The sequence below is a fragment of the Acinetobacter pseudolwoffii genome (assembly GCF_002803605.1).
GTDB lineage: Bacteria > Pseudomonadota > Gammaproteobacteria > Pseudomonadales > Moraxellaceae > Acinetobacter > Acinetobacter pseudolwoffii.
The window spans coordinates 235676-252540 of record NZ_PHRG01000003.1 but is presented as its reverse complement, the minus strand read 5'-3'; the positions used below and the strand labels follow the sequence as shown (position 1 = coordinate 252540).

Annotated in this window: 29 protein-coding genes; 11 read left to right on the top strand and 18 right to left on the bottom strand. The window is 41.4% G+C overall.

From position 1 onward, the window contains the following. Positions 1 to 113 precede the first annotated feature (113 nt). From CWI32_RS08120 to CWI32_RS08045, 16 genes are all read right to left on the bottom strand, one after another. Positions 114 to 605 carry a phage terminase small subunit P27 family gene (locus tag CWI32_RS08120; RefSeq protein ID WP_100535061.1) on the bottom strand — a complete coding sequence of 164 codons (492 nt, stop codon included), beginning with the start codon at positions 603 to 605 and terminating at the stop codon, positions 114 to 116. A gap of 98 nt (positions 606 to 703) precedes the next feature. Then, positions 704 to 883: a hypothetical protein gene (locus CWI32_RS08115; protein WP_100535060.1), complete on the bottom strand. Its 180-nt coding sequence runs from the start codon at positions 881 to 883 to the stop codon at positions 704 to 706. Continuing rightward, positions 883 to 1236: an HNH endonuclease gene (locus tag CWI32_RS08110; protein ID WP_100535163.1), complete on the bottom strand. Its 354-nt coding sequence runs from the start codon at positions 1234 to 1236 to the stop codon at positions 883 to 885. The genes CWI32_RS08115 and CWI32_RS08110 overlap by 1 nt, the downstream gene beginning before the upstream one ends. Positions 1237 to 1241: 5 nt before the next feature. Further along, complete coding sequence (locus CWI32_RS08105; RefSeq protein WP_100535059.1) at positions 1242 to 1463, bottom strand: hypothetical protein; 222 nt, start codon at positions 1461 to 1463, stop codon at positions 1242 to 1244. Between the two features lie 29 nt (positions 1464 to 1492). Further along, entirely contained in the window at positions 1493 to 1711 is a 219-nt protein-coding gene (locus tag CWI32_RS08100; RefSeq protein WP_100535058.1) for a hypothetical protein, read from the bottom strand. Positions 1712 to 2569: 858 nt separating this feature from the next. After that, entirely contained in the window at positions 2570 to 2806 is a 237-nt protein-coding gene (locus CWI32_RS08095) for a hypothetical protein (RefSeq protein WP_004646432.1), read from the bottom strand. A 254-nt stretch (positions 2807 to 3060) separates the two neighbouring features. Further along, positions 3061 to 4125: a hypothetical protein gene (locus CWI32_RS08090; RefSeq protein ID WP_100535057.1), complete on the bottom strand. Its 1065-nt coding sequence runs from the start codon at positions 4123 to 4125 to the stop codon at positions 3061 to 3063. 57 nt (positions 4126 to 4182) lie between these two features. Then, positions 4183 to 4587 carry an antiterminator Q family protein gene (locus CWI32_RS08085; RefSeq protein WP_100535056.1) on the bottom strand — a complete coding sequence of 135 codons (405 nt, stop codon included), beginning with the start codon at positions 4585 to 4587 and terminating at the stop codon, positions 4183 to 4185. A 13-nt stretch (positions 4588 to 4600) separates the two neighbouring features. Next, positions 4601 to 4978 carry a hypothetical protein gene (locus CWI32_RS08080; RefSeq protein WP_100535162.1) on the bottom strand — a complete coding sequence of 126 codons (378 nt, stop codon included), beginning with the start codon at positions 4976 to 4978 and terminating at the stop codon, positions 4601 to 4603. Positions 4979 to 5028: 50 nt separating this feature from the next. Next, positions 5029 to 5385 (bottom strand): hypothetical protein, encoded by a 357-nt coding sequence (locus CWI32_RS08075; RefSeq protein ID WP_100535055.1) that lies wholly within the window; start codon positions 5383 to 5385, stop codon positions 5029 to 5031. Continuing rightward, complete coding sequence (locus CWI32_RS08070) at positions 5382 to 5642, bottom strand: hypothetical protein (protein WP_100535054.1); 261 nt, start codon at positions 5640 to 5642, stop codon at positions 5382 to 5384. Before CWI32_RS08070 ends, CWI32_RS08075 begins: the two co-directional genes overlap by 4 nt. Next, positions 5639 to 6175 (bottom strand): hypothetical protein, encoded by a 537-nt coding sequence (locus tag CWI32_RS08065; RefSeq protein ID WP_100535053.1) that lies wholly within the window; start codon positions 6173 to 6175, stop codon positions 5639 to 5641. Before CWI32_RS08065 ends, CWI32_RS08070 begins: the two co-directional genes overlap by 4 nt. Beyond that, complete coding sequence (locus tag CWI32_RS08060) at positions 6172 to 6741, bottom strand: restriction endonuclease (protein ID WP_252146099.1); 570 nt, start codon at positions 6739 to 6741, stop codon at positions 6172 to 6174. The genes CWI32_RS08065 and CWI32_RS08060 overlap by 4 nt, the downstream gene beginning before the upstream one ends. A 35-nt stretch (positions 6742 to 6776) precedes the next feature. After that, positions 6777 to 7589, bottom strand: a complete 813-nt coding sequence (locus tag CWI32_RS08055; protein ID WP_100535051.1) for a phage replication initiator YdaU family protein — start codon at positions 7587 to 7589, stop codon at positions 6777 to 6779. Then, positions 7586 to 8245: a Rha family transcriptional regulator gene (locus tag CWI32_RS08050; protein WP_100535050.1), complete on the bottom strand. Its 660-nt coding sequence runs from the start codon at positions 8243 to 8245 to the stop codon at positions 7586 to 7588. The genes CWI32_RS08055 and CWI32_RS08050 overlap by 4 nt, the downstream gene beginning before the upstream one ends. 97 nt (positions 8246 to 8342) lie before the next feature. Beyond that, positions 8343 to 8528 (bottom strand): hypothetical protein, encoded by a 186-nt coding sequence (locus CWI32_RS08045; protein WP_100535049.1) that lies wholly within the window; start codon positions 8526 to 8528, stop codon positions 8343 to 8345. 218 nt (positions 8529 to 8746) lie between these two features. On the opposite strand from CWI32_RS08045, the gene CWI32_RS08040 reads away from it, so the two are divergent. From CWI32_RS08040 to CWI32_RS07995, 11 genes are all read left to right on the top strand, one after another. Next, entirely contained in the window at positions 8747 to 9439 is a 693-nt protein-coding gene (locus tag CWI32_RS08040) for an XRE family transcriptional regulator (RefSeq protein WP_100535048.1), read from the top strand. Between the two features lie 225 nt (positions 9440 to 9664). Then, positions 9665 to 10000 (top strand): hypothetical protein, encoded by a 336-nt coding sequence (locus CWI32_RS08035; protein WP_100535047.1) that lies wholly within the window; start codon positions 9665 to 9667, stop codon positions 9998 to 10000. Next, entirely contained in the window at positions 9997 to 10263 is a 267-nt protein-coding gene (locus CWI32_RS08030; protein WP_100535046.1) for a hypothetical protein, read from the top strand. The genes CWI32_RS08035 and CWI32_RS08030 overlap by 4 nt, the downstream gene beginning before the upstream one ends. After that, complete coding sequence (locus CWI32_RS08025; RefSeq protein ID WP_100535045.1) at positions 10260 to 10475, top strand: helix-turn-helix domain-containing protein; 216 nt, start codon at positions 10260 to 10262, stop codon at positions 10473 to 10475. Before CWI32_RS08030 ends, CWI32_RS08025 begins: the two co-directional genes overlap by 4 nt. Before the next feature lie 16 nt (positions 10476 to 10491). After that, positions 10492 to 10866, top strand: coding sequence for a YfdP family phage-associated protein (locus tag CWI32_RS08020; RefSeq protein ID WP_005103684.1), 375 nt, complete (start codon positions 10492 to 10494; stop codon positions 10864 to 10866). Between the two features lie 18 nt (positions 10867 to 10884). Next, positions 10885 to 11784 (top strand): DUF2303 family protein, encoded by a 900-nt coding sequence (locus CWI32_RS08015; protein WP_100535044.1) that lies wholly within the window; start codon positions 10885 to 10887, stop codon positions 11782 to 11784. Between the two features lie 52 nt (positions 11785 to 11836). Further along, positions 11837 to 12133, top strand: a complete 297-nt coding sequence (locus CWI32_RS08010; RefSeq protein ID WP_100535043.1) for a hypothetical protein — start codon at positions 11837 to 11839, stop codon at positions 12131 to 12133. Next, a complete protein-coding gene (locus CWI32_RS08005; protein ID WP_100535042.1) occupies positions 12133 to 12504 on the top strand; it encodes a DUF551 domain-containing protein in 372 nt (123 codons plus the stop codon). The genes CWI32_RS08010 and CWI32_RS08005 overlap by 1 nt, the downstream gene beginning before the upstream one ends. Then, the gene (locus CWI32_RS15200) at positions 12497 to 12658 is read left to right on the top strand and encodes a hypothetical protein (RefSeq protein WP_167381274.1); all 162 of its coding nucleotides are present in this window, start codon (positions 12497 to 12499) and stop codon (positions 12656 to 12658) included. Before CWI32_RS08005 ends, CWI32_RS15200 begins: the two co-directional genes overlap by 8 nt. Further along, positions 12655 to 12864 (top strand): hypothetical protein, encoded by a 210-nt coding sequence (locus CWI32_RS08000; RefSeq protein ID WP_100535041.1) that lies wholly within the window; start codon positions 12655 to 12657, stop codon positions 12862 to 12864. Before CWI32_RS15200 ends, CWI32_RS08000 begins: the two co-directional genes overlap by 4 nt. 3 nt (positions 12865 to 12867) lie before the next feature. Then, the gene (locus tag CWI32_RS07995; protein ID WP_100535040.1) at positions 12868 to 13989 is read left to right on the top strand and encodes a phage integrase Arm DNA-binding domain-containing protein; all 1122 of its coding nucleotides are present in this window, start codon (positions 12868 to 12870) and stop codon (positions 13987 to 13989) included. 320 nt (positions 13990 to 14309) lie between these two features. Here the strand turns inward: CWI32_RS07995 and fumC are convergent, their stop codons facing one another. Beyond that, positions 14310 to 15704, bottom strand: a complete 1395-nt coding sequence (fumC, locus tag CWI32_RS07990; RefSeq protein ID WP_100535039.1) for a class II fumarate hydratase — start codon at positions 15702 to 15704, stop codon at positions 14310 to 14312. A gap of 135 nt (positions 15705 to 15839) precedes the next feature. Then, positions 15840 to 16850, bottom strand: coding sequence for an NAD-dependent epimerase/dehydratase family protein (locus CWI32_RS07985; RefSeq protein ID WP_100535038.1), 1011 nt, complete (start codon positions 16848 to 16850; stop codon positions 15840 to 15842). Positions 16851 to 16865 lie beyond the last annotated feature (15 nt).

Below are 16865 nucleotides of genomic sequence, written 5' to 3'. Positions count from 1 at the left end.
GGCGTTTACAAGCAAGTTTCACCCACTTACATGCAGGTATTTTTCCTGAAACAACCTGCTTTGCCCATCTATTTGCAATGCCAACGTTTGGGAAAGCTGTCATTTCGGCCTCGCTACATATTCAGCACCTGCGCAAATTTATTTGTTTTAGGTTTATTACCCCCACCACCTAACCGCCCCCGGGAAGATGGATCCAGACCCAGCATTGCCCCAAAAGAAGCCATCTGTTTTGATGCTTCATTCACTGCAGTCAAGGCTGGATTTTTAATCGTACTGCCTTGCGCTGTTTCCAGTGTCGGTCCTTTTTGGACTACTTCTTTTTGGGCTACGCGCAAGTTGTGGTAAGCCATGCAGAACATTTCCACGTTGTGCATATCTGTAATTTTAAGAACTTTGTTTTTTAACAGCTCTGGAATAACCGAACGCCACATCATGTCCGCGTACTCCATTGTCGAGAGATATTCCGGCACATCAATATCAACGACATCTGCGAATTCAGGCACATTGGTATTGAGAGGGCGTCTGCCCGGGTTGCCAGCTGCCCGTTTTTCTTCCTGCGGTTTTGGCTTTCGGCCACGACCAGGAACTGAAGAAACTCCACCCATTTGTCAACACCCTGAATTTTTAATTTCGCGCACGTAAAAATGAACGGAGGGGGGCGGTCATTTAGGCAAAGGCCCTGAACTTTTGACCTACCCCCTCCCTACCAGCGACGGCGACGACTATCTTCGTCTATGTCCTTTTGTGCTCGCTTAGCTTCTTGTTTAATATCACGAGCTAACAAGCAAAAACCTTCAATGTCGGACTGACTAACTCGCTCACCGGAATGAATCTTTGCAACAGCATAGTCATGTACCATCTGCTCTATTGTTTGCTCACTCATCACTTCTTCCCTTCGTTTGCTGTCTTTTCTCTATGACACGGCGCACACAATGCTTGCAGATTGTCTGGATCGTCTGTACCACCATGAGCCTTAGCCTTGATGTGATCGACGTCTGTGGCCTCAGCCACACGCCCAGCAACGGCGCATTTCACACAGAGATAGTTATCACGCTTCAATATGCTTTCACGCAGTAATCGCCATGCATGGCCATAGCCACGCGCCGTAGTTGATCCTGATCGGTCTTGGCGTGCTGTCCAGTTGCTGCGCTTATGTGCATGCTTATCACAATAGCCTTGTTCTTTTGGTGACTTGGTTAGGTTTGGGCAGCGAAACTCACGGCATGGTCTGCTCATATCCATCAATCCAAATAAGGCGACTTAGGTTTATCTTCATCATCTTCAGTCTGCATCATCGCTATCAGCTCATTGTTCTGATCCACGATACGAGCCATGACTTTATTCTGTTCTGCCAATAGATTGTTTTGAGCTATCGTCGCTTGGCTTTGGCTGTTCATTGCTTGAAGCATCTCGACCAGTAAAGCGTTCGATACACAGCCGCATTCTTTCTTTTGCTCGTTCACTTTGCTTCCTTATCCATTCACGGTTTCTTTCACACGATGCACATGTCATCTGAATCACCCAAGGTCACATTGATTTCATTGAGTAGGTATTGATTGGCGTGATCCACAGTGGATACATCCACAAATACCAACTCAACATCTTTGATTGCCAAACCAGTCTCAACCTCAAACAATCGCTTACGATCAGCTATGTCCTGGTATAGATCCCGCTTAAAGGCATCGAGTCGTTCTTGGTCACTTGTACCCACGGCGCTATCTCCGACTTAAATTGATTTGAATGTTCTTCATGCGAGTACGGATGTTTGCCATTACTTCATCAATAGCCATCATCTGTTTGCTATTCATGAATGCTCGACTTAGGTTCTGGTACTTCACCAGCTCATCATGCAATTCATTTAGATTCTTTTGGGCTTCTTTGACATCCATACGCACCACCAATAAGAAAAGAAAAACCCCGCCAAATTAATGACGGGGTTTGAGTCGTAATATGTTCGACAAAAGGAAAATAGTAATATATTTCAATAAAAAACCCGTTTAACTCTCTCCAATTAAACGGGTTTGACTTGCGTCACAACGTCTTTCTTCTTTTGCAGAGCAACTATATTGCTTAAATATTACAGCTTTATGAAACAGCTCTTTGCTTGGGTTTTTGCTATTCAACTTCTTTCAAACAATGACGACACTCTTTCTGGTCATCACAATTAATTTCAGTCACACCATGCAGGCCAAATAAGCAGAATATAAATTGGAGCATACTTTTCTCCTAATAAAAAAAACCTCCTTTGGTGGAAGGAGACTGAAATCAAGTAGATCCTACAGCGATAGAATCTAGTTAGGTTAGACTATACAAGGTCGTAATTTGTTCATTGGCATAATGTTACTTTATTAATCACAATAAAAAGCCCACATTGTAGAGGGACAATGTGGGCTCCCCTTATCATTTTGCGCTGATTAGGGGGTGTGTTGCAGTAATTGCAACGAATAAAGGATAGACCTATTTAAAAATGTTGCTAATCAAGTTTTAAAATATGTATTTCAAATACATTTATTAAAATGATGAGTATAAAAAAGCCCACCATTTGGCGAGCTTTCCTTGATGCTTAAACCTATTTTTGACATTTTACGTTAAACTGGTATTCGTCTTGAGTAACCTTAATTTTAATATTTTTATATTTTCGTTTGTTTGGATCCATTGCCGAGCCAGCCACTTCCTCAAAAAAGCTACGATCATTCATTAGCTCGCCATACGCTTTATAGCCTAATAAAATCTTTTCAGGCTTTTCGCCTTCAGCCACTAATTTACCGAGAGTATCTTCTAGTTTTTTAACAGTTAAAATCGCCATTTCAATTAGAGCTCAAAAACAAAAAGGCATTATCACTTAATTTTATGAATAAATAATGTCAAAAAGCCCACCATTTGGCGAGCTTATTTTCAAATAGCCCAGGCATTAAAAAACCCGCATCTAAGCAGGCTTTTTGGTGCAATCAAAAACAGTAGCTTTCTTGCACAAAAATTGGAGATCAATCCAATATGGTCAACGCTGTATAACTTCGCCAACCATAACACAAATATGCCATGTTGCTGTATACAAGTCAATTAATCTGGCATTTCTTCTTGAAGACTTGCAATGCTAACAATAGTCGCATCTTTATAGCTATCTCCAAATTTACTAACATTCATATTCACACGAATTGGTAATCGAGAATTTGCAACTGTGGTCAATAAATCAATATTCTCATTGTTCGAAGTTAAATCTTCGAAAATTGCTGTAATTTCAAAATCACTAGAAGTATCCTTCAGCTTTATACGATATGCCTCGGTATTCGAATAATCGATATTAATAATTTGGTATACCCCATCCAATCTTGAAGGCAGCCATTTATTCTTCGGCGTTGTTACAAGCTCTTTAGCCACCGAAGTTTCTAAAGCAATTCCCTGAAACTCTACTGTTTCAGCTCCAGAGTTAGCCATTGCTCGTATCATAGTTTCTTTTGAGTCATCAACCACCTCAGCAATTTGCTTTAGCTTAGGGTTCATTGCTATAGCTTGAGTAAACAACTTCATATTTTCTTGATTGATTTTAGCGTGTTCTAATGCATTAGAATTAGCCTCTTTTAACACCTCAAGCTGGTGGAGCATATTTTGTTTTTGCTCATCTAGCTTCACAGCGCCTTCAAGCTCTGTAATTTTTTCACTACTTTTTGCTTGGATATAAGTAGCCCATGCTTTATTGCTAGCCCACCCAAGACCAAACAATATAAAAACAATTAATATATATTCGCCAGGCATTTTATCCACCGTAGATGTAATAAACTTTTCACCTAATTCTTGAAGATCAACTCCTAGAATCGAACTTCCTTCACTAACTTCGATATCTATTTCAAGATCCGAACGCTCTTGTTGCGTTAAGAACCTTGTTGAGTCCATATCTTTTGCTATCGCATAAGATTGATAGATACCATCCTGTAACGCTAACAAACCCTTCATTACAGTAGCGTTGATACTGGAGTGAAAGTCATCCCCTGTTAAACGAATTTTTAGCTTTGCCCAATCACCAAATTCAATATTACGAATATCAAGTTTTTCTTCCCCTCGGAGTACTCGGCCTAATAATTCTAAAGCTTCATCTTCACTATTTATAATTAGCTTATCAGTGGTCATGATAATTCCGAGAATTTTACTGTATAAAAATTGTCGTAATTATAAACATTTACTATCTTAAGTCATTAAATTTTTAGCTAGATTCCCTAGTTGACAATCCAACCAACTCTCAGCCGCCAATAAATACCCATCAATCTTATATCGAGCCACCTTGGTCTTACTTGCCAATACGGCGATCGGATACCCTTTCAAATAATGGAACTCAATCCACTGGTACAGATCTGGCCGTGAAAAGCGCAACTGCGTCACCAGGTGATCAACAGCAACCAAAGCATCATCATCCAGCATCACCTGAATACCTGACGACTTCTGCCCCTCTTTCAAACGCATCAAACCATAAGTAGGTGAGGTATAAGTCAATTCACTTGGATTGTATGAAGCATGACGCGCCCATTTACCCCACTGCGCCAATTCATTCTGCATCATTCGAACCGTTGGTTTTACTTCTACAATTGCGCTCATTTATATTCTTCCCTCAAATCTTCCAAAATCTTTTAAAAACCAACATTGCTGCATCACGTGCATGCTCATTCGTGCGGCCAGTCCAACCGGTAATCTTCTTAAATAGATCCGCTTTGGTTTTAGTAGCATTTGCTTTTGGGTGAACCATGATGTAATTGAACTCTTGTTCTATACACCAGTCCTCCCAGATCTGCGCATCACGCTTTACCGACCCCACGCCTTGAGCTTTTTCCTTACCACCTGTAAACCAAGTACGTTTTCGTGCATCTTCGATATACAGCTTTAAATTATCTTTCCCATGAATTGCTTTTATTTCCTGAACAGCCCGCATTGCCTTGGTGATGCTTAAGCACTCCACCTGGTGCAACTCCCCACCGGTGCCATGGTCCATTGCCACGGCGTAACCGGTTTTAACTCCTGTATCGATGCCGATGAGGATTTTCAAATCACAAACTCCTTATCCCCTTTGCACCAACACACATATGCGATCTGCACCGTTAAATTGCGGTACCCAATCCCCTGATCAAAATCAAATAAGCGCTCGCCGTAGATAAATCTAAGCTGAAGGTAAAATGGTTGGGCAGCAAAAAAGGTTTCAAATTCTTTGCGCTTATCTTGTTGTTTAATGATGGTCACATCAGCTACGGCGCACATAAACGGAATGCCTGTATCTAAACGGCCAAATACACGACCATCTTCAATACGATCAATAATTCCTTCACCAGTGAATTGCTTTCCTGAAAAATCAGTACTCGATTCAGAAATAAAATTAACTTTTACGCGGTCATGAATTTTCATTGATTGATTACTACCGTATTCGGGCTGATGTGGTTCTTGATATCACTGCATGTATCAATGCGGTCGTGATCGGCGATTGCCGCTCTCAGATCATCCAGGTAAACCGTTTTGTCTCTAATGCCAGAATCCCCCAAACGCCACGAGTAGCACTCCGCACCTTCTGGAGCCTTTTCCACAATCTCACGGCACCTTTCTATGCCACCATAGCGCCGCACCAAGCCTTGAGCATCTACGCCATATTTTTCGATTAAATTCATACAGCACCTACCGATTTAAAAGTTTTCACAGCCTTCTTAACCAATTCCCATCGATCAACAGCAAGTTTCGTATGGCCTCTCGCAGCATCACGCAAATGTCGAGTTTGATAACCCACTATTTCAGAAAGTCGCTTAAAGTCTTCCTTGGTTGGGTACTTACTAACAAACCGACCTAGTACCTCAGCCTGTTCTTTCATTTGAGCCTCAACCTTTTGTTTTGATGCTAATCGGCGTTGCTCTTTAAGGGCCGCCTTATGCTTTCGAATTTCTTCATTCTTCGCTTCAATGGCCTTTTCGCGATCAATCCGATCCTGCTCACTTCTCACAGCATTTGCAGCGCCTGCTGGAAGAATGCCATTTTTAAAATGAGTAAAGCCGCGATCTAATTTCTTAACCTCACCACCACGTGTAAAGAATTCCTCCAAGTCACGCTCCAGCTGGTCACGCAAACCACGTTTAGCTTCCATCTGTGCATGAGTAATGTTTTTGCCCATCTGTATTGATGTGATGCGCTGTTCTAGGATCTCGTTCATGCTGCTCTCCCCGCACGCTTAAAAGCACCTTTCACTTTTGCAGCCAACTCAGGCGGACACGGCACTCCTTTACGATTGCGCTCGTCATAAATTAAAGACTTAGTCTTGCCCTCTTTCTTCCACATTTCCTGCACACGGCCTTTTTCCTTAGCCCGGGCAAGGTAGTCCTGATAAATCGCATTAAAGGCGTAATGCGCTGCTTTCTGCCCCTCTACGTTGAGGATATGGCGCACTTCATCCAGGCTACGTTTCGCAAGTGTCGTAATTTCCGATTTTTTATCATTTTCAAACTGCAACGCTTTGGCCCATGCCATATCTGCAGTCCACCAGTCACCACCTTGTTCACACCAGCTACGGAATTTCGGAAGGTTTGGACACCACTCTTCAGAATTCATACGCAAGATGCCGCGAGTGATATCAGCCGGAGTCAGGCCACTCAAAACAGTGCATGCCAACTGAACAAGCTCTTCATCTGAATAACCTGCGTATTTTTTAGTGAACTCAGCGCCGTAGACATCACCAATGCGGTTTAAAACCAGTTCTGCTACTTCAACTGGAAAGTTCACAGCAAAAGCGTTCTCGAATAATTGAATATTGCTCATTAGTTTGACTCTCCCACTGTGCGCATCTGATTTGGATCTACCTGGTTGCCAAAGCGACGGCGCTGCATTGGCTGTTGGTTTTGAACTGGAGTTTGTTGTTTAGGTGGGTAAACACTTGGATAACCACCCATAATTGAATATTCCAACGCTTGATTTGCTAATTCACCGAAGTCAGTTAATTTATTAATTAAAAGTTTTACAGCGAATTCAGTGTTTGGCTTTTTGATTGTTTTTCGCATATCAACATATTGAATCCATAGATCACGATTTACGTTCACTGGTAACTCAATTGCTTTTGCATCAAACAACGGTTGTTTTTTAGAGGTGGATTTCTCAGTTTTTTCAGAACCAGATTTCTTCTGATCACCCTTATCTTTATTTGTTTTTGTATTAGTTGTTTTTGAGTTGTTATTGTGTGTCGGATTTTCCGACAAGTTGATGTCGGTTTTTCCGACTACCCCTGTCGTATTTTCCGACAAGTTTGCAGTAGTCGGATTTTCCGACAAGTTGGAAATTTCACGCTCAGCAAGATCACTTAAGGAGTAGAGTGTTGCCTGGTGATCACGACCAATTCTTTCTACCAAACCAAGTGAAACTAATTTTTCAGCACCAGAAATCACAGCATCTTTTCCATAGCCTGTAAATTTCATAAATTGCGAAATACTGATTGCATCAGTTTCTTTCTGCCAGCCACGAGTTTTGCGAACAATCAGAATATAGATTGCCAGTGCTGCACCTTTCATTTCAGCCATTACGCCGTCATCAATGAGAGCATTAGGTAGTTGAAAGCTATTAGGAACAAAACTACTCATACCACCACTCCTTCACTTGTAAGCTTCTCAATTACCCATGCTTCGCCTTTTGTAGTGAACATTGGTTGAGAAAATCCAAGCTCAGTTTGCTTAAGCTCACCAAAGCCTTTATCAATAAACCATTGCTGGAATACACGCGCACGTTTGACACCACGGCTATACACATCGAATTGATCAAGGTATTTATTCATTGCCATGGCTGACATTCGAAGTTTCTGGGCTACTTGAGTGGCGTTAAGCAAGGTGTCACGTACTACGATTTTTTCGTAGTACTCCACTTTTGGCTTGTCGAGTTCAATTTTTCGAGCCTGATCGGCTGCTAATTGAAGTGCTTCTGCAAATGTTTGAGGAAGTTGGATGGCGTTTTGGTTTTCTAGTTCATCCCACCTTCTGATTATCGCCATGCGAAGTGAGACGCTATATCCAGAAACCAAACACAAAGTTAAATTCCGATCCATATGGATTTCAGATATGTAGCCACGCCCATCCTGAATAGTTTGAAAAAAAGGATCATCCAAATTTGGATCATCTATAATCTGATCAATTACTTGTTTGGCATCCCGAATAACATGAGAGTGCTGCTTACCAGACATACTCGAAACCTCTCGAGTACTCATTGTTTTTAAGTTGAATTTAGTTTGTGCTAACATATTCATTGTTCACTTCCTTCAAGATTTTGAACATCGAGCTCATCTGTTACAGCAGATGGGCTTTTTTGTATTTGATGTGCATGCTCATACCACCCACCAAAAATTAAGAAGCTCTTGAAAGCTCAGCCTTCAACCGCCCTTGCGATTCAACTTCAAATACGGCCTGAGTTCGTACTGGAATTCCTTGCTTTTGCCACTTCCAAATAGTCACTCGCGTTCGTTTGATTTTTTTAGAAAGCTCTATGTTGGAGCTCACTCCATAAAATTTCTTTAAATCAGACACCTTCATTTCGTTCACTTTAATTTACTTTTTTAGTTTATTTAAGTTAACACAGGTCAATGCAAGCTTCAACAACCAGTGTTAATATAAGTTAACGTTTGGGGGTTTAAACATCTAAATTCGTTAACTAAATTATTTAAGTAAACCTTGGTGGCAGGTTTAAGCCACAAGACATATGTATGAGGACTCAGATGAGCCTTGTAAAAAAATAAATCGGAGATCATCACATGGGTTTTTATTTTGCAGATCGCTTAATCCACCTAATGGAAAGCAGACATATATCTGGTGCAGATATATCGAGATTTTTAAAGGTTAGTAAAGCAGCTGTAACAAAGTGGACAAAAGGAGAAAGTGTACCTTCATCAAAATATATTCATGATTTAGCAAAACTATTAGATACATCAGTTGAATATCTCTTATCAGGAAAAGAACCTATTCAAATATCGCACTCTCAAGAAAGTAAAGATTCTTCACATTCGAGAGTGCGTTATGGACCAATTATAAACCTTGTAGAAATAGGAGAATCTTTGCAAATGCACGTAGCAAAAAGTGGTAACAATAAAGAACTTACTCTACCTTCTGATCTGGAAGTGATGCCTCTTCCAAAAGGAATTGAGCAAGGAGATGGGGTTTGGGTAAAGGATATCGGCAATGCTAACCTTCCGAGAATCCCACCAACATCACTTGTTGCTATTAATTTTAAACCAGCGTCTTATGAAAATGGAGACCTAGTCTTGGCAATAATAAAAAATAACCCAGTACTGCGTGTTTTACACAAAGACACCTCTGGTGATTATTTACAACCCATCAATAAAGAGGCTCCCTTTACAAATATGGTCGACTTCATTGAACCTGATGTATGTGAAATTTATGGCAAGGCTGAAGCGATCCTAAGTAAGTCATTAAATTTCGCAGATTAACTTTAAAAATTTAAGCACAAATTCTCTGATTTACATTTATTAACAAATTAACCTCCTTTTAAAGGGGGTTTTTTTGCGTCTAAATTAACTAAAGTAAACTTTATTCAACTCATCTCTTGACTAAATAGTTAACTATAATTAACATAAAAATCGTAAACAATAAAAAGCCCCAGCGTAGCGACAACTACCTGGAGCGTGACCCACCCTTACGTGAGTGAAATTATTATGAATGTAAAAACGATCCCAATCAAGGCAGCACTGCTTTCGATAGCCATATTGCTATCAGGCTGCTTCGCTCAAGCTGAGTCTATCGAAGACCAGCCGCAAATCGACATCGCTGCACAGCATTACGAAGTTGAAAGCATGCACTGCAATCAAGTGTGTGTCGCTACTGTCAAGGCTAACAATTACAGCATCTATGTCGAGTACCGCTTGGATGATGCTTCAGTCGAGTTTCTGGACATTCTGAACGTGGTTCATTTTGACAAGACGATTAATGCTTACGTTGATCGTTATGAGATTGAAAAAATTAATGCTGCGATTGCTGGGGGTGTGAAGTGAGTACTAAAAAATATCAAGTGCGTATTCGCAAAACTTTAACCAATGAGCAAGCAGTAGAAGCATTTGGTGAAGAATTAGCAAAGCTTGGTTCAGCCACTCAAATTAGAACAATCACTAACAAGCTGGATGTTGAACTCATTGAGTTGATTGAAAAAATACAGAATTCAATTCCTGATTGGGAAATTATCTCTGTGATTCTGGTCGATACAGATAACTCTGATCAGCTTGGCGAAGACTTTGAATGGGATGAGGAGGAAGCATGAACGCAAAAATAAATACACCCCTGTTCACTGCTGCATTTTTTGAAGCCAACAACGGAACGGCGTACCACAAAGCCTTGGCTCAATTTGAAAAACCATTGCTCCAAGAAGTAATGACCGAGTGTTATGGCAACCAGACAAAGGCTGCCGAAATACTGGGCTTAAATCGCGGAACTTTTCGCAAAAAATTAATTCAACACGGCTTACACAAGTAATTTCTGGAGAATAACCATGTCAAAAAACAAAACCTCTTTCGCTCAAACACTTGAAAATTTACGTCACGGTACTGTGGCTGAAGAAATTGACGAGTTGCTTACTGAAGCACTTCAGGCAACGGCGGATACCGGCAAGCAAAGCAAGGTCACTATCTCTTTGACCATTAAGCCAAACGGCAACGGCGTCTACAAAATTATGGATGACGTTAAGTCGATTCTTCCTAAGTTCGATAAAGAACCAACGGTTCTATTCACCGATGGAAAACAGCAGCTGGTTCGTGAAGATCCACGCCAACAGAAATTGAATCTTGAACAGATCCAATCAAGCGGCCCAGTAGATGTGAAAGCACTGCCGGAAACCAAAAAACCAACTTTCAAAAACCTCAGCTAATTAAAAGGCCTTAACAACATGAATAACTCTGAACAAAACAATCAAGCAGGTACAACAGTGCATAAAGATGCTTTCGTAATTGGTCAAACTTCTCTACAGGCAGCTGGTGGCGTTTTACCTTTCGTAGTTACATCTGACGATAGCAGCGTACACACCTTTGAAGAAACATTGGAGCGCCCACTTCAACTTAAGCAAGCAACAATCTTGCATACAGCAAAAGACCTGATTGCCTACGTTAATCGCTTTGCAGATGAAGACTCAATGGTTTTTGTAGATGTGTTGGGTGGAAAAATTCAAGCGGTACTGGACTTCCATCAAGCCGAAAAAGTTACAGGTTATGGTTCGAATGCTTATCAACGCCATTGCAAGCACACTGCCCATTTCATCGTTAGTAAAACTCCAGAATTTGAAAAAGTTGTAGCGAACTCTGGCCGAAAAATGTCACAGATGGATTTTGCATTATTCCTTGAAGATGTAATGCCGTATGTGAATCAGCCTGCTGCAGCTGAGCTTTATGAAATCGTGAATACCCTTCAGGCCAAAACCAATATCGATTTTAAATCTGGTACTCGTACTGACAATGGCCAAGTGTCACTGACCTACAACGAAAACATTGAAGCCAGTGCAGGACGCCAAGGCAACTTGAATATTCCTGAGCAAATTGTATTTGGTATTCAGGTACATCGTGGTGGTGAGCACTATGCCCTTCCAGCTCGTTTCCGCTACCGCATCAAGGATGGAAATATTGCTTTGTGGTACGACTTGGACCAGCTCGAAAAAGCGATTGAAAAGTCTATGGAAGATACCGTGACTTATATCCGCGAAGGCAAAACCGTTTTCAATAATGATGATACTGAAACGGCGTTACCAGGTGTTCCATCATTTGTGACGATCCTTGAAGGCTCTGCAAATATCTAACCATTAGACCGGATGGCCATGCACTGCGCATGGTCATTTAAAGGATAGTGAAATGAATTACCCACCCATTGAACCCAAAGGCACCAAGAAAATTCATTTTAGCCTGGCTGCACCTTTTGAAAACTGGCTATTGAATGACGGGTATCAACCAAAACTGGTCAAGCATGCAGCCTTGGTTCGATACAGTAAATCAAATAAACCTACGCTTGAAATTGATAGCACTGGAAAGATGAGTGAAGCCACCCAAAAGCGATATGCCATTTTTCTTAAGCAGTATTTGAAAGTTGGTAAGCCCTTACTGGTTTCTTTACGGGCTCAGGCACCAAAAGTATTAAGGATGGCAGCGTGATGGATATTCAAAAAGAAAGAGAAGCATTTGAGCAGCATTTAACTGATACAGGTCTTGTTGAGTTTGCAGGCTATGGTTTTGCGGTTGATGAGTGTGATGAGTATTTGCATGAACCAACTCAAGTTGCATGGGATTCTTGGCTCATTGGGTTGAATAGAACCAAAGCCCAAGCGGTGCCTGAATGGATCTCAGTTGAAGATAAACTCCCTGAGATTGGGGTGTATGTGATGGTCTTTTTAGAAAAACAAGGACATAACCCAACTGCCTATAATTTCTGTCAATACACAAAATTTGGATTTCATTTGTCAAACGTCACCCACTGGGCGCCACTGCCTGAGCCACCCGAAACACAGGAGCCAGCCAATGACTGAAGTTCAACAAAACACTGCCGATGAAGAATTAGAGATCGATAAGCAGGTAAATCTCATGGATCAATTTATTGCTGACGGTGGTTTTGATAAAACTCTAAATGATTTTTTCGGGTTGCCTGAGAGTGTAAGACTGAGTTTAGGAGAAGTGTCGTGAGTAAAGCTTGTCTAGTTAAAGTTTCAGAGTTTATTAAACGGGTATACGGTGAGGATGGTACACCTCCAGCTCGCCAAACAATTGTGCGACAATGCCAACTAGGTCGGCTACCTGCCGAACAAAAAGGCAAACTGTGGTACATCAATTGGAACGTTTATCAAAAGCAAACTGGTAATGATTTAGTTGATAAAGTTTTAGGAAACTAAAAAATGGCTCGTCCGCGCACCAAACGCAATAAAGACTTACCGGCTAACTTATATCGGAGCGGTATCAACACTTGGAGATACCGCCACCCTTTGACGGGTAAATTTCACGGTATGGGGGATGATAAAGCTAAAGCCATTATCGCAGCACGTAAGCTCAATGACCTATTAGTGCCATCTATTGATTTGGTGGCTTCTGTCATTGGTGAAGTGACCTTTGGTGAATTTTCTAAAAAGTTTTTGGCTGAAAAACGTAGAAAAGATGGCAGACCGCTTGCTCCTAACTCTATTCGAACATACACACATAGTTTAAATCGATGTGCGGAGTGGGAAGAACTTCCACTTAGTTCAATCACGCTTTTAAGGGTTAATAAGCTACTTGATAGTTTGCCTGCCTCAACAAGTATTGAAACACGTAGTTTGCTTGTTCAAATTTTTGATCTTGCGATTAGCAAAGGTTTAGTTGTAGACAACCCAGCGGCCCAGACCATAAAGCGTTATCGGATTAAGCAACGTAAGCGACATACTCTCGAAGGTCTTCAGGATGTGCGGAGTGCAGCACCGCAATGGTTAAAAAATGCGATTGATCTTGCCCTTTTAACTACCCAGCGTCGAATCGATATCATCAATATGAAATGGTCGGATATTTGGGATGGGTATTTGCACGTTGCACAAGAAAAAACGACAGATGATCCTGAGGACGATTTTGAATTGCTTGAAGGTGCAGGATATGTACGAATAAAAATTAATACAGAACTGCAAAAGGTTTTAGATCGCTGCAAAGATGATGTGGTTAGTCCTTTCATCATCCATCGAGTGCCAATAGGTAAAACTAAAAACAAAAGCCAATCCAAAGAACACTGGACTCAACTCGAAGCACAGTATGTTTCTCGCGAGTTTCTTAATGCTGTTAAAAAATCGAATGCATATCCTGATTTAAGTGGAAGACAAATTCCAAGTTTTCATGAAATCCGTGCACTAGCTATTCATTTACATAAAAAGGCAGGAAAATCGGCTCAGGTATTGGCGGGACATGCTTCAGAAAAAATGACTGAGAAATACGCGTCTGGGCATGAAGTTATATGGAACGATGCAGATGTTGGTATCGATCTACCCTTCTTTGACTAAGCTCCCTGGGGAGCCCTCAAATTGATTTAATTGACATAAGATTGCCTTGCAAAACTATATCGTAAGTTATTGTTTTACATAGTTCACATAAGCACCCAAATTGACATGTTTTTAAGCATTTTTAATAGTAGCTTTCTATTTAAAATCAGACGCTTGAAAACCTATAAACGATATAATAAATAAATATCAAGCATAAAACAATCATCAGTGGTTAGTCTCATCTAGCACTATTGTACGCAACTCTGCCTGAGATAAAAACCACTGCTGACTATTCCATGATAAAACAGGAGGAAAGATTGAAAATAAAAGCGCTACAGCCCTTATTTGGCATTCGGTGAGACCATCTGTTCAGGACGCACAACTTCATCAAACTGTTCAGCGGTAACTAAACCAAGTTCAACAGCCACCTGTTTTAAGGTTTTTCCTTCCTTATAAGCTGTTTTGGCAACCTTGGCTGCATTCTCATAACCAATCACCGGATTCAAGGCTGTAACCAGCATTAAAGAATCATGCAGGAAATGTTCAATTTTCTCATGATTCGGCTCAATACCTACGGCGCAATGATCATTAAAACTGTTACACGCATCCCCTAAAAGCTGGATAGATTGCAACAGGTTATAGGCGATCACCGGCATAAACACATTCAGTTCAAAGTTACCTGATGCGCCTGCCACGTTAATGGTGGTGTCATTTCCGAGAACTTGTGCAACCACCATGGTCATTGCTTCACTTTGCGTCGGGTTCACCTTACCGGGCATGATGCTAGAACCCGGCTCATTTTCAGGTATACGCAATTCACCAAAACCACAGCGAGGCCCGCTGGCCAGCCAACGAATATCATTGGCAATCTTATTCAGGCTAACTGCTAAAGTCTTTAATGCGCCAGATGCGAATACCGCAGCATCACGGCCGGCCAAAGCTTCAAATTTATTCGGAGCAGTGACAAATGGTAGACCTGTCAGCTTCTCCAGTGTCTCTGCGGCCTGAACTGCATAATCAGGATGGGCATTTAGACCTGTACCAACAGCCGTCCCGCCCAATGGCAATTCATACAAACCCAGTAAAGCTTGCTGTAAGCGAATCAAGCCATGATCAAGTTGGGATACATAACCACTAAATTCCTGACCTAGGGTTAAAGGTGTCGCATCCTGTAAATGCGTCCGGCCAATTTTGACAATATCGGCAAAGGCTAAAGATTTTGCATGCAAGGTATCGCGTAGACGGGTAAGCGCTGGAATAAGAAGTTGATTAATCTGCAAACTCGCTGCGACATGAATCGCAGTCGGGAAAGAGTCATTGGTCGATTGGGCACGGTTGACATGATCATTTGGATGAACCGGTTTTTGCGCACCTAAATGATTGCCCAATTTTTGATTGGCAATATTGGCAATCACCTCATTACAGTTCATATTACTTTGCGTGCCTGAACCGGTTTGCCAGACCACCAGTGGAAACTGGCTATCCCACTGCCCGCTAATCACCTCATCTGCTGCATCCACAATATAGCCCGACAGCTCTTGAGGAATCTGATCCAGTTTAGCATTGGTCAAGGCTGCAGCTTTTTTTACCAGTCCCATTGCACCAATCATGGCCCGTGGCAAGCGTTCATTGCCGATCTTGAAGTTTTGCAAGCTACGCTGGGTCTGAGCGCCCCATAAAGCCTCACTCGGTACGGCCACTTCGCCCATGGTGTCATGTTCAATACGTGTTTGCATGTTCAACCTCAATTTTTTACATATCGCTGATTTTAAAAGCATCTATCACGATACTTTGCTAGATTAATGAAAAGTAATCGATTATATTAAATATGTAAATGATAATTATTATCAAATATTTTTTACTTATCTCATTTACTGTCCTCTCAGTATATTTTGATAAAATAGCCATTCATCCTCAAGCATCTTTTTCAGTGAACGCTGCGGTTGCCAATGCAAAATCTGCTGTGCCTTTTCAATATTCGCGCCTAGCTGGTCAAGCTCTGCATGAGGATAAGACAAGGCATCGACTGTTCTAATTACAGACTGGGTCACTTCTGCCAGTTGATCCAACAAATCCTGTATCGAAATGAGCGTTCCAGCAATATTGAAGGCTTCACATTTTAATTCCTGTTGTTGCCATAGCCACTGCAAGGATTTAATCACCGCATCACAACTGTCTGCCACATGCAGAAAACTCCGCTCTACTGTTCCATCCGCAGTATAAGCCTGACGGCGTAATTCCAGATATTCGCGCTGCTGCGCAGCGACCTGCATTGCCAAAGGCACAATATTTTTCGGTAAAGGTGGCACCGCCTCGCCTAGGACACCATGCTCGAAGGCGCCGCTAATATTAGATAGTCTTAAGATGGCAATGCGCCACTCGTTATCTGTTTTGACAGTATCCCGAATAATTTCCTCAACCATCTGTTGCGATTTAATATAGGGATTGGGATAAGTATAGTTAAAAGGTAGATCTTCATTGAGATCCGTACCGGATTGTCCATAGACTGCCAGACTGGATAAATGCACCAGATGCCGTACGCCGGTACGTTGCATGGCGCGCATTAAGCTCATAATACAGCTGACATTATCATTATAATATTCAAGGGGTTTTAATACTGATTCTTCTAGCGACTTAAAATTGGCAGCATGTACGACAGCCTGAATCGAATGCTGTTCAAATACTTTGTTTAATGCAGGCGTATTGCGAATATCAATTTTGATAAAAGGCACATACATCCCGGAAATATATTCAAGTCGCTCCAGCGTCTGCAAGTTGGCATTGGCCAAATTATCGACCACAATGACCTCTAATCCTTGTGCTAACAGACTTAAAGCAATATGTGAGCCTAAAAAGCCTAATCCACCCGTCACTAAAATCATTGTATACTACCTACT